The sequence below is a fragment of the Streptomyces sp. NPDC041814 genome (genome assembly GCF_055590565.1).
In genome coordinates, this window is the sequence record NZ_JBVJAM010000011.1 from 100085 (window position 1) to 112049 (window position 11965).

Annotated in this window: 9 protein-coding genes; 5 read left to right on the forward strand and 4 right to left on the reverse strand. The window is 73.5% G+C overall.

Annotated features, from left to right (window positions below):
* Positions 1 to 95: 95 nt before the first annotated feature.
* From ACZ6C6_RS26235 to ACZ6C6_RS26250, 4 genes are all read left to right on the forward strand, one after another.
* On the forward strand, positions 96 to 2519 hold the full coding sequence (locus ACZ6C6_RS26235) for an MFS transporter (protein ID WP_469206145.1): 2424 nt from the start codon (positions 96 to 98) through the stop codon (positions 2517 to 2519).
* Positions 2520 to 2729: 210 nt separating this feature from the next.
* Positions 2730 to 3548, forward strand: a complete 819-nt coding sequence (locus tag ACZ6C6_RS26240) for a YceI family protein (protein WP_469205860.1) — start codon at positions 2730 to 2732, stop codon at positions 3546 to 3548.
* A 25-nt stretch (positions 3549 to 3573) separates the two neighbouring features.
* Positions 3574 to 4038, forward strand: coding sequence for a PPOX class F420-dependent oxidoreductase (locus ACZ6C6_RS26245; protein ID WP_469205861.1), 465 nt, complete (start codon positions 3574 to 3576; stop codon positions 4036 to 4038).
* Positions 4035 to 4949 carry an NAD(P)-dependent oxidoreductase gene (locus ACZ6C6_RS26250; RefSeq protein WP_469205863.1) on the forward strand — a complete coding sequence of 305 codons (915 nt, stop codon included), beginning with the start codon at positions 4035 to 4037 and terminating at the stop codon, positions 4947 to 4949. The genes ACZ6C6_RS26245 and ACZ6C6_RS26250 overlap by 4 nt, the downstream gene beginning before the upstream one ends.
* A 6-nt stretch (positions 4950 to 4955) precedes the next feature.
* Here the strand turns inward: ACZ6C6_RS26250 and ACZ6C6_RS26255 are convergent, their stop codons facing one another.
* Positions 4956 to 5720 carry a TetR/AcrR family transcriptional regulator gene (locus ACZ6C6_RS26255; protein WP_469205865.1) on the reverse strand — a complete coding sequence of 255 codons (765 nt, stop codon included), beginning with the start codon at positions 5718 to 5720 and terminating at the stop codon, positions 4956 to 4958.
* Positions 5721 to 5928: 208 nt separating this feature from the next.
* Between ACZ6C6_RS26255 and ACZ6C6_RS26260 the strand changes: the two genes are divergently transcribed.
* Positions 5929 to 6795: an endonuclease/exonuclease/phosphatase family protein gene (locus ACZ6C6_RS26260; protein ID WP_469205867.1), complete on the forward strand. Its 867-nt coding sequence runs from the start codon at positions 5929 to 5931 to the stop codon at positions 6793 to 6795.
* Between the two features lie 19 nt (positions 6796 to 6814).
* On the opposite strand, the gene ACZ6C6_RS26265 is transcribed toward ACZ6C6_RS26260, so the two are convergent.
* From ACZ6C6_RS26265 to ACZ6C6_RS26275, 3 genes are read right to left on the reverse strand one after another with little or no spacing between them, the layout of a single operon-like run.
* Positions 6815 to 8950: an ArnT family glycosyltransferase gene (locus ACZ6C6_RS26265; protein WP_469205869.1), complete on the reverse strand. Its 2136-nt coding sequence runs from the start codon at positions 8948 to 8950 to the stop codon at positions 6815 to 6817.
* On the reverse strand, positions 8947 to 10377 hold the full coding sequence (locus ACZ6C6_RS26270; protein ID WP_469205871.1) for a bifunctional glycosyltransferase family 2/GtrA family protein: 1431 nt from the start codon (positions 10375 to 10377) through the stop codon (positions 8947 to 8949). The genes ACZ6C6_RS26265 and ACZ6C6_RS26270 overlap by 4 nt, the downstream gene beginning before the upstream one ends.
* Before the next feature lie 26 nt (positions 10378 to 10403).
* Complete coding sequence (locus tag ACZ6C6_RS26275) at positions 10404 to 11963, reverse strand: sensor histidine kinase (protein ID WP_469206147.1); 1560 nt, start codon at positions 11961 to 11963, stop codon at positions 10404 to 10406.
* Positions 11964 to 11965: the final 2 nt, after the last annotated feature.

The following is an 11965-nucleotide window of genomic DNA, read 5'->3' on the forward strand; positions in this document are numbered from 1 at the left end:
CAAAGACAAGGACTTACATGGCTACGACCACACCAACCGGTGTGCGGGGCGGCCACGCCAAGCACGGGGGCCACGACGCCTCCGACGGCACGCCGATGACACACCGGCAGATCATGGAGGCACTTGCCGGGCTGCTGCTCGGCATGTTCGTCGCGATCCTGTCGTCCACCGTCGTCTCCAACGCCCTGCCGGAGATCATCTCCGACCTGGGCGGCGGGCAGAGCGCCTACACCTGGGTCGTCACCGCCTCGCTGCTGGCGATGACCGCGACCACCCCCCTGTGGGGCAAGCTGTCCGACCTGTTCAGCAAGAAGCTGCTGGTCCAGATAGCCCTGATCATCTACGTCGCGGGCTCGGTCGTCGCCGGTCTCTCGACGAGCTCGGGCATGCTGATCGCCTGCCGTGTGGTGCAGGGCATCGGCGTCGGCGGTCTCTCCGCCCTCGCCCAGATCGTCATGGCCGCCATGATCGCCCCGCGCGAGCGCGGCCGTTACAGCGGCTACATCGGCGCGGTCTTCGCCGTCGCCACCGTCGGCGGCCCGCTGCTCGGCGGCGTCATCACCGACACCAGCTGGATGGGCTGGCGCTGGTGCTTCTACGTGGGTGTGCCGTTCGCGGTCATCGCCCTCATCGTGCTCCAGAAGACCCTGAAGCTCCCGGTCGTCAAGCGCGAGGTCAAGGTCGACTGGACCGGCGCCTTCTTCATCAGCGCCGCCGTCTCGCTGCTGCTCCTGTGGGTCACGTTCGCGGGCGACAAGTACGACTGGATGTCCTGGCAGACCGGCGTGATGCTCGCGGGCTCCCTGGTCCTCGCGCTGCTCTTCGTCTTCACCGAGTCCCGTGCCAGCGAGCCGATCATCCCGCTGCGGCTCTTCCGCAACCGGACCATCACGCTCGCCTCGCTCGCCTCGCTGTTCGTCGGCATCGCGATGTTCGCCGGCACCGTCTTCTTCAGCCAGTACTTCCAGCTGGCGCGCGGCAAGTCGCCGACGATGTCCGGTGTGATGACCATCCCGATGATCGGGGGTCTGTTCCTCTCCTCGACCATCTCGGGCCAGGTCATCACCAAGACCGGCCGCTGGAAGGCATGGCTGGTCAGCGGTGGCTTCCTGGTCACCGCCGGTCTCGGCCTGCTCGGCACGATCCGCTACGACACGACGTACTGGCACATCGCGGTCTTCATGTTCGTGATGGGTCTCGGCATCGGCATGATGATGCAGAACCTGGTGCTCGCCACGCAGAACCAGGTGGACCCGAAGGACCTCGGTTCGGCCAGCTCCGTCGTCACCTTCTTCCGTTCCCTCGGTGGTGCGATCGGCGTCTCGGCGCTGGGCGCCGTCATGGCGAACCGCGTCACCCACTACGTCAAGGACGGCCTCGCGGACCTCGGCCCGCAGGGCGCCGCCCTGGGCCACGGCGGCACCGGCGGCGGGGGCATCCCCGACCTGGACAAGCTGCCCACCCCGTTCCGCACGGTCATGGAGGCCGCCTACGGGCACGGCGTCGGCGACGTCTTCCTGTACGCCGCTCCGGCCGCGCTGCTCGCCTTCCTGATCACGCTGTTCATCAAGGAGGTCGCGCTCAGGACGCGGGCCGTGGGCGACGCCCCGGCGCAGGCCGACGCGCCCGCCGAGGCCCCCGCCGACACCGTCACCGAGGCGGTCGCCGAGGGCGCCGCCGGGGTCACCGCCGTCGACACCGCCGAGGCGGCCCCCGTCGCCGGGGCCGAGGCCCCCGTGGACTTCGCCAAGGGCGGCACCCCCGTCCGCGGTGTGGTCCGGGGTGCCGAGGGCGCGCCCGTGGCACAGGCGGCCGTCACGCTGATCTCGCTCGGCGGCCGTCAGCTGGGCATCGCCGCGGCGCAGGCCGACGGGAGCTACGCGCTGGCCGCCCCGGGCGCCGGTTCGTACGTCCTGATCGCGTCCGCCGACGGTTTCCAGCCGCAGGCGTCCACCGTGGTCGTCGGCGACGAGCCGCTGGCGTACGACATCCTCCTCTCGGGTACGAGCGGCCTGGCCGGCACCGTGCGCGCCGCCGAGGGCGGCACCCCGATCGCGGACGCCATGGTCATCGTGACCGATGTGCGCGGCGACGTCCTGGCCACCGGCAAGTCCGCCGAGACGGGCGACTTCGCCTTCGGCGAGCTGGTCCCCGGCGCGGTCACCGTCGCGGTCAACGCGGCCGGCTTCCGCCCGCTGGCCCTGCCGGTCGAGATCGGCGGCCAGGGTGTCACCCGGGTCGACGCCGCGCTCCAGGCCGGTGCGCTGGTCCAGGGTGTCGTGCGGGCCGGTGCGAGCCGCCGCCCGCTGCCCGACGCCCGGGTCACGCTGGTCGACGCGGCCGGCAACGTGATCGCCAACTCGACCACCGGGGAGGACGGGGCGTACGCCTTCGCCGACCTGGACGCGGGCGAGTACACAGTCATCGCGACCGGCTACCCGCCGGTGGCCGGTGCCCTGACGGTGGCCGGTCACGGGGTCGACGGCCACGACATCGAGCTCGTCCACCCGGGCGAGTGACCCACGCGGTCCGGGGGTAGACCCCGGACCCGTACAGAACCCCTGGCGGGGCGGCGTTTCGAGCGGATGCGCGGCACCGGCCGGTGGAAATGGGCCCCGGCGGCGGGGACGGCAGGCAGGGGACGGCCTGCCGTCCCCGCCCCGGGGCCCGACTCATTGAATGACCCGGTCCGGTGGACGGGCGGGTCATGAGCAAGGAGAGAGAACGGGATGGGACTTCGCGCACAGGTACGGACGCGGGACGGCTGGGCCGTGCAGCACGCGGTCGTGACGGTCACCGACATGACCGGCACCCAGGTGCTGCGCGCCGCCGCCGACGAGGCCGGAGCGGTACGGGCCGACACCCCGCTGTCCGCGGGCGCGTACACGGTGATCGTGACGGCGGTCGGGTACGCCCCCGCCGCCTCCACCGCCCTCGTCACGGCGAGCGGCACGGTCGAGGCGGGCACGGTCGTGCTCAACCGCCAGGGCGGCGTGGAGCTGCCGCCGCCGGGCACCTGGTCGCTGGACCCGGCGCACTCCTCGGTGGGCGCGGTCGCCCAGCACCTCGGGATCTCCAGCGTGCACGGCCGGTTCACCGCGTTCGGCGGGCGCGTCGAGATCTCCGAGGACCTGCAGAGCTCCCGGGTCGACGCGGTCATCGACGCGGCGAGCATCGACACCGGCAACGGCATGCGGGACAAGCACCTGCGCTCCCCCGACTTCCTGGACGCCGACCGCTTCCCGGAGATCACCTACCGCTCCACCGGGCTGACCCCGGCCGGGCCCGACCGCTGGACCGTGCGCGGCGAGCTGACCATGCGCGGCGTGACGCGCCCCGTCGACCTCGACCTGAGCTACCTCGGCACCGGTCCCGACCCGTGGGGCGGGGTGCGCGCGGCGTTCAGCGCCACCGCCGAACTGCGCCGCGAGGACTTCGCCATGAACTACAACCAGGTGGTCCAGGCCGGCATCGCGGCGATCGGCACCACACTCCGCGTCGAGCTCGACATCCAGGCCGTGCAGGGCGATTCCCTGCCCGCCGTCTGACAGCCCTCCGCCGTAGGGTCGTTCCATGGCACCCAACATCGCAACGAACACCGCCGTGGAACTCGACGCCCTGCTGGACTTCGTACGGCCCCGGCACCGGGCGATCCTGCTGACCACCCGGGCCGACGGCCGTCCCCAGGGCTCCCCGCTCACCTGCGGCGTGGACGACGCGGGCCGGATCGTGGTCTCCACGTACCCCGAACGCGCCAAGACCCGTAACGCCAAGCGCGACGCACGGGTCAGCGTCATCGTCCTGTCCGACGACTGGAACGGGCCCTGGGTCCAGATCGACGGGACCGCCGAGGTCATCGACGCGCCGGACTCGGTCGAGCCGCTCGTCGAGTACTTCCGGAACATCTCCGGCGAGCACCCGGACTGGGACGAGTACCGGGCGGCGATGGTGAAGCAGGGGAAGTCGATCATCCGGATCACCCCGGAGCGCTGGGGCCCCATCGCCACCGGTGGCTTCCCGGCCCACCTCGCCCCGTGATCTCCCCCGCCGTGCTCGACCGGGCCCGGATCGTCGCCGGGCCCGAGGCCGGCGAGGCCGCCGTGCGCGGACTGGCGGCGGCCACCGGGCGCACCATCGCACGCGAGCCCGGTGAGGGCCCCTTCGTGTACGTGGGTGCCTCGCTGCCCGACGCGGTGCGCCGGGCGGACCTGGTCTGGTTCCACAGCGTCAACGCGGGCACGGACGCCCTGCTGCGCGGCGGCCCCTGGCCGGACGGCGTACTGCTGACCCGGACCGTGGGGCGCATGGGCGAGCGGATCGCGCAGTACGTGCTGGGCTGGGTGCTCGCGGAGTGCCAGTCCGTTCCGGAGTTCGCCGCGCAGCACGCCCGCGCCGAGTGGCGCCGCATCGACTCCGAACTCGTCGCCGGACAGACCGCCGTGGTGCACGGCATCGGCCGCATCGGCTCCGCCGTCGCCACGCTGCTCCGGGCCTGCGGCATCCGGACCGTGGCCGCCGCCCGCACCCCGCGCCCGGTGCCGCCCGGCTTCGACGCGGTGGTCGTGGGCGACGAACCGGTGGCCGCCCGCTGGGTGGTCGCGGCGCTTCCGCTGACCGGGGCGACCACCGGCTACTTCGGGGCGGACCGGTTCGCGGCGATGGGCGGGGCGACGTTCCTCAATGTGGGGCGGGGCGCGACGGTGGATCTGGGGGCGCTGGAGGCGGCGTTGCGCGCCGGGTCGGTGGGGCGGGCGGTGCTCGACGTGCTGGCCGACGAGCCGGCGGCGCCCGGGGACGCGTGCTGGCGGCTGCCGCGTACGGTCGTCACCTCGCACTCCGCGGGGATCACGGCGGACGAGGACATCGTCACGGACTTCTCGGCGTGCCTGCGGGAGCTGTCGGAGGGCCGGGTCCCGGCGCTCACGGTGGACACCGCGCGCGGCTACTGAGCAGCCCTACCGCGCGCGGTCCCGCATCGCGTCGATCCCCGCGATCAGCAGGTCCAGCGCGAAGGCGAAGTCGCGCTCAAGGGTCTCCTCCACGGTGGCCCCGCCGCGCGCCGCCATCAGGCCCGGCGACTCCTCCACGAAGCCGTCGAGCCGGGGCTGCTCCTGGATCGCCGCCATCGCCTGCCGGACGTACTCGTCCTGGCTGAGCCCCGCCTCCGCGCTGCGCCGCGCGAACCGGCCCTCGGCCGTGCCGAATCCGTACACGAACTGGAAGACCGCCGACAGCGCCCCGCCGCGGCTCTCCGGGGGCAGCCCCGTCGCCCGGATGACGTCCCGCACGGTGCGGGTCACCAGCAGCGCGTGCGGGCCGAGGTTGAGGAAGCGGCCCGCCAGCGGCGACACCCACACGTGCCGCACCAGCAGCCCCCGGTACGCCGCCGCCACCGCGCGCAGCCGGTCCTGCCACGGGGCGTCGGCGGGCGGCGGCGCGATCTCGCTGTAGACCGCGTCGAGGGCCAGTTCCAGCAGGTCGTCCTTGGTGTCCACGTACCAGTACAGGGACATGGCCGTGACGTTCAGCTCGGCGGCCAGTCGTCGCATGGAGAACTTCGCCAGCCCCTCGGCGTCCAGCAGCCGCACCGAGGCCGCGGTGATCCGCTCCCGGTCGAGCCCGGCAGGCTGGGCCGTCCGGCGGGAACGCGCGGGCTGCCGGGTCTCCAGCCACACGCTGGACCGGACGGGGTTCTTCACGCGGTCGGCCGCGGACACCATGGCTCTCCCTCGTCTCGGCGGCGGGCGGACGGACCGGCCGCGTACCCGCGAAACGGAGGCTTACGGTCCGGCGGGTCCCGCCCGATGCTATGCCGCTGTCACGGCCCGGCGGCCGGGGATCGCGGTCGTTGGGGCGTACAAGTGTCTTCTCGTGGGTACGGTGCCGGTCGCCGCGTCGGATACGACCTGCCCCGGAAGCTGGAGTGATATGTCACTGCGTCGTCGTACGGTGGAAGTCCTGGTGGCCGCAGGGTTGTTGGGGGCCGCGCTCGCGCCTCCCGCGACGGCGGCGGGGCACGGGCGGGCGCCCGGGCAGTCGGTCCCGCTGCGCGTCGCCACGTACAACATCCATGCCGGGGCCGGCATGGACAACGTCTTCGATCTCGACCGGCAGGTGGCCGCGCTGCGCGCCCTGGACGCGGATGTGATCGGGCTCCAGGAGGTGGACGTCCGCTGGGGCGACCGGAGCGAGTGGCGGGACCTGGCGGCGGAGCTGGGCGGACGGCTGGGGATGCACGTCTCCTTCGCGCCGATCTACAGCCTCGACCCGGTGGAGGAGGGCGGTGCGCGGCGGGAGTTCGGCGTCGCCGTGCTGTCCCGGTACCGGATCGTGAGCGCCGAGAACCACGATCTGACCCGGCTCTCGACGCAGGACCCGAACCCGGTCCCGGCGCCCGCGCCCGGCTTCGGTGAGGTGGTGCTGAAGGTGCGCGGGCTGCCCGTCCACGTGTACGCGACGCATCTCGACTACCGGGGCGACCCGTCCGTCCGGATCGCCCAGGTCGCGGACACCCGGCGGATCATGGCGGAGGACCGGGGGCCTCGCCCCGTGCGGCAGATCCTGCTCGGCGACTTCAACGCGCCGCCGACCGCGCCGGAGCTGGCACCGCTGTGGAAGGAGCTGACCGACATCGAGCCGGGCGGGCCGACGTACCCGGCGCTGAATCCGGTGCAGCGGATCGACTACGTGGCCGTTTCGAAGGACACCGTACGGGTGCGCGGCGCGGCGGTGGCCGAGGAAGCGATCGCCTCGGACCACCGCCCTGTCGTCGCCGACCTGTTGCTGCGGCGCTGAGCCCGGCCCCGGAGCGCCGTCAGCTGTTCGTCGTCGGCCGGGTGAGGTCGTAGAAGGTGGCGCTGCCCGCTGTCACCTCCTTGAAGTTCTTCTCCACCCAGGCGGAGATCTGCGAGGCGGTGCCACTGCCGCCCATGCCGCCGCCACCCATGCCGCCGCCCGAGACGAAGTAGTGGACGCGGCCGTCCTCGACGTACTTCTTGAACTGCGCGAGTGTCGGGGACGGGTCGCTTCCGTTGAAGCCGCCGATCGCCATGACGGGTTCTTCGGTGGCGAGTTGGTAGTTCGCGGCGTTCTGGGAGCCGATGGCCGCGGCGGCCCAGGTGTAGTCGTCGGCGTTCTTCTCCAGGAGCGCCTTCGCCCCGGAGCCGACGGACGCGCCGTTGAGGAGGCCGCCCATGCCGCCGGCTCCGCGTTCGCCCAGGGTGGGTGGGGTGCCTCGTCCGCCGGTCCGGGTGTTTCCGCCGGTCTGCGTGGGGGGCTGGGCCTGGTTCTGACCCGTCCCCGGGCCGGGCGGGGTGCCCATGCCGGTACCCCGCTGGTGGGTGCCGCCCTGCCCCGGGGGCGTGCCGCCGGGACCGCCGCCCGGGCCGCCTCGGCCGCCCCCGCCGCCTGGGCCGCCGCCCATGCCGCCCGAAGCCGGTCCGGCGGTGACGATGGAGCCCTGGTGGCCCGTGTTCAGGGTGCTCACGGTGTACGCGGCCGGCCCTGCGAGCGACGCGGCGAGGCCCAGGACCACCGCGACGAGGGCCAGTCGGCGGCCGAGCCGGGCCACGAGCAGCAGGCCCACCGCCGCGACGAGGCCGGTGATGAGGACGGCCGTCCTCAGCCACGGCAGGTAGTCCGGGGTGCGGCCGAGGAGGACGTACGCCCAGTACGCCGTCACCGCGACGGTCGCCGCGAGCGCGGCGCACGCCCACCAATGGGCCCGCTCCTCCCACAGGACCGTGACGCCCATGCCGACCAGCGCGGCCAGATAGGGGGCCAGCGCCACCGTGTAGTACTGGTGGAAGATCCCGGCCATGAAGCTGAACACGGCGGCCGTCATCAGCAGCGAACCGCCCCACGCGAGGAACGCCGCCCGCGCGGTGTCCGTCCTCTTCGCGCGCCAGGTCAGCCAGATCCCGGCGGCGAGCAGGATCAGGGCGGCGGGCAGCAGCCAGGAGATCTGCGCGCCCACCTCGGAGTTGAACATCCTGCCGAGGCCGGTCTCGCCCCACTGACCGCCGCCGCCCGGGCCGCCTCCGCCGCCGACGCTGCCGGTCTCCTCGCCGTTGATCCGGCCGAGCCCGTTGTAGCCGAAGGTCAGCTCAAGGAACGAGTTGTTCTGCGAGCCCCCGATGTACGGGCGTGAGGAGGCGGGCCACAGCTCGACGGCCGCCACCCACCAGCCGCCCGCGACGACCATGGTGAGCGCCGACAGACCGAGCTGCCCGAACCTCCTGCGTACGGGGACCGGCGCGCACACCGCGTACAGCACGGCCAGCGGCGGCAGGATCAAAAACGCCTGGAGGGTCTTCGACAGGAACGCCACTCCCACCGCGGCACCCGCCCACACCAGCCACTTCGTGCGGCCCTTCTCCATCGCGCGCAGCACGCAGTGGACGGTGACCGTCATCAGCAGCGCGAGCAGCGCGTCCGGGTTGTTGAAGCGGAACATCAGCGCGGCGACCGGCGTCAGCGCGAACACCGCCATGGTGATGAGCCCGGCGGCGGCACTGAACCGGCGGCGCACGGTCGCGTAGAGCACCCCGGCCGTCGCGGCGGCCATCACCACCTGCGGGGCGAGGATCGCCCAGGAGCTGAGCCCGAAGACCCGCACCGACAGGGCCATGGGCCACAGGGTGGCCGGCGGCTTGTCGACGGTGATGGCGTTGGCCGCGTCGAGCGAACCGAAGAAGAACGCCTTCCAGCTGCTGCTGCCGGCCTGCACGGCGGCGGAGTAGAAGGAGTTGGCGTAGCCGGAGGCGCTGAGGTTCCAGAGGTACGCCAGCGTGATGACGAGCAGCAGGGCCAGGAAGGCGGGACGCACCCAGGGCGCGTCCTCGGCCCGGCCGCGCCAGATCCGGCGGGGCAGGGAGGCACCGGCCCGTGCGTGCCCCGGGGGCGTGTCCGGCCGGGCGGCCGGAGCGTAGGCGGGGTCGAGCGTGGTCATCGGGCGTTCCTCAGGTCGGGGGTGGCTTCGGCGGCGGAGGGTGCGGGAACGGCGGCATCGCGCACGGGGTTTGCCGGGTCCGCGGCCGGGAAGGGCGCGGCCGGAACGGGTGCCGGGACGGGGTTTGCCGGGCCGGCGCCGGGGAACGTCGTGGCCGGAGCCGTTACCGCGTTTCCCCGCTCCCGGTCCGGGAAGACCCACGCGCGGAACAGCAGGAAGCGCAGCACGGTCGCCGCCAGGTTCGCCGCGATGAGCACCGCGAGTTCGGTGCCGTGGGAGGGCGAGCCGGAGGCAGCGCCCAGGGCGGCCAGCGAACCGCTGGTCAGGGCGAGCCCGATGGCGAACACCACGAGGCCCTGCGCCTGGTGGCGGACCGCGCCGCCCCGGCCACGTACCCCGAAGGTGAGCCTCCGGTTGGCGGCGGTGTTCGCGACGGCCGAGACCAGCAGCGCGGCGCCGTTGGCGAGCTGGGGCCCGGAGCCGAGCCGGAAGAGCGAGTACAGCGCCAGGTAGAACAGCGTGGACAGGGCGCCCACGACGCAGAACCCGACGAGCTGACGGGCGAGCCCGCCCGGCACCCCGCCGATCGCCCGGTCGCGCGGATCGTCCCCGAAGGGCCGCGCCAGCCGGTCCAGCGGCAGCGCGCCGACGGCCAGCGCCCGCCCCACCCGCCACACGCCCTTCAGGTCCTCGGTGGCGGTCCGGACGATGTGGACCGTGGAGTCGGGGTCGTCCACCCAGTCGACGGGCACCTCGTGGATGCGCAGCCCGGCCCGTTCGGCGAGCACCAGCATCTCGGTGTCGAAGAACCAGCCGGTGTCCTCCACCATCGGCAGCAGCCGTTGCGCGACCTCGCGGCGGATCGCCTTGAACCCGCACTGGGCGTCACTGAACCGCGCGGCCAGCGACGAACGCAGGATGATGTTGTACGCCCGGGAGATGAACTCCCGCTTCGTCCCCCGCACCACGCGCGAACTGCGCGCGAGCCGCGACCCGATGGCGAGGTCGGAGTGCCCGGAGATGAGCGGCGCCACCAGCGGAAGCAGGGCGTTGAGGTCGGTGGACAGGTCGACGTCCATGTACGCGAGCACCGGCGCGTCCGAGAGGGTCCAGACGGTACGCAGCGCCCTCCCGCGCCCCTTCTCCTCCAGCCGGAAGGACCGCACCCCCGGCAGCGACCGCGCCAGCCGCTCCGCCACCTCGGGCGTCCGGTCGGTGCTGGCGTTGTCGGCGACGGTGATCCGGAAGGCGTACGGGAAGGTGCGGGCCAGGTGCTCGTGCAGCCGCAGCACACACGGTTCGAGGTCCTCCTCCTCGTTGTAGACGGGCACCACCACATCGAGCACGGGCGCGCCCGCCGCACCGCCCACGCCGGCGAGGAGGTGGTCCCGGGCCGGCAAGGTGCTCCAAGGGGTCTCTGTTCGCATGCCGTCGACGGTCGCCAACGGCGCTGTCACAGGCGTGTGCTGAGGCTGTGGTCCCTCTGTGAGTGGTCCTCGTGACGCCGTGCGGGCACACCGGACGGGTCCCGCTCCACCGGCAGCCGTACGGCGAACACCGTCTCCCCCGGCACCGACCGCACCTCCACCGCGCCGCCGTGGGCCGACACCACCGCCTGGACGATCGCCAGGCCGAGGCCCGTCGATCCGGCGTGGCGGGAGCGGGAGGCGTCACCCCGGGCGAAGCGTTCGAAGACGTGGGGGAGGAGGTCCGGGGGGATGCCGGGCCCGTCGTCCTGGACCTCCAGGGCGACCCAGGGGGCGTCGGGGGCGGCCAGGACACGGGCGGTGACCGTGGTGCCGGGCGGGGTGTGGGTACGGGCGTTGGCCAGGAGGTTGACCAGGACCTGGTGGATGCGGGTGGGGTCGGCGCGGACCGTCGCGGGGGCGTCCGGCAGGTCGAGGCGCCAGTGGCGGGCGGGCTCGGCACGGTCCGCCGCCCGGGCGTCGCTCACCGCGTCCACGACGAGCGGCGAGAGATCGGTGCTCTCGTACGCGAGCGGGCGGCCCGCGTCCAGCCGGGCGAGCAGGAGCAGGTCCTCGACCATGCCCGTCATCCGCTGCGCCTCCGACTCGATGCGGCCGAGCGCGTGCCGGGTGTCCGGACCGGGGTTCTCCCGGCCGCGCCGGGTGAGTTCGGCGTAGCCGCGTATCGAGGCCAGCGGCGTCCGCAGCTCGTGGCTGGCGTCCGCGACGAACCGGCGCACCCGCGTCTCGCTGCGCTGCCGCGCGTCCAGGGCCGAACCCACATGCCCCAGCATCCGGTTCAGCGCCGCGCCGACCTGGCCGACCTCGGTCCGCGGGTCCGCCTCCGCGTCCGGGACGCGTTCGAGGAGGGCCACCTCGCCGCTGTGCAGCGGTAGTTCGGAGACCCGGGTCGCCGTCGCCGCCACCCGGCGCAACGGGCGGAGCGCCACCCCGACCATCGCCGCGCCCGCGATGCCCGCCGCGACGAGCCCGGCACCGGTCACGCAGACCTCCACCAGGATCAGGGTGCCCAGCGCACGGCTCACCTCGGTGGTGGGGATGCCCACGAGGACCGTTCCGCCGCCGCTCACGGGCACCGCCCGCACCCGGTAGCCGCCCAGGCCGGGCAGCTCGACGTCGTGCGCCCGGTCGTCCGCCGTGACACCGGCCGCCGACACGGCGTCCCGCTGGGCTGCGGTCAGCGGTTCGGTGTTCTCGCCGGCCTCGAACCCGCCGTCCTTCACGACGGCCGAGTCCGTGATCTCCCCCCGCTCGACCAGGGCGCCGAAGGTCTGCAGCGGCTGACCGCCCATGCCGATGAAGCCGAGCGGATCACGCTCCGGGGACGTTTTGGGGCCCCCGGGCGCGGGAAGACCGGGCGCCCGCTGCGCCCGGACCGTGATGTCCCGCAGCTGGTCGTCGAGTTTCCCGTACATGTAACTGTGGAAGGCGATCGCGGTCACCGAGCCGATCACGGCGGCGACCACGGCGATCAGCGTCACCGCCGAGACCACGAGGCGGGTGCGCAGGGTCCACGGCCGCCGCACTC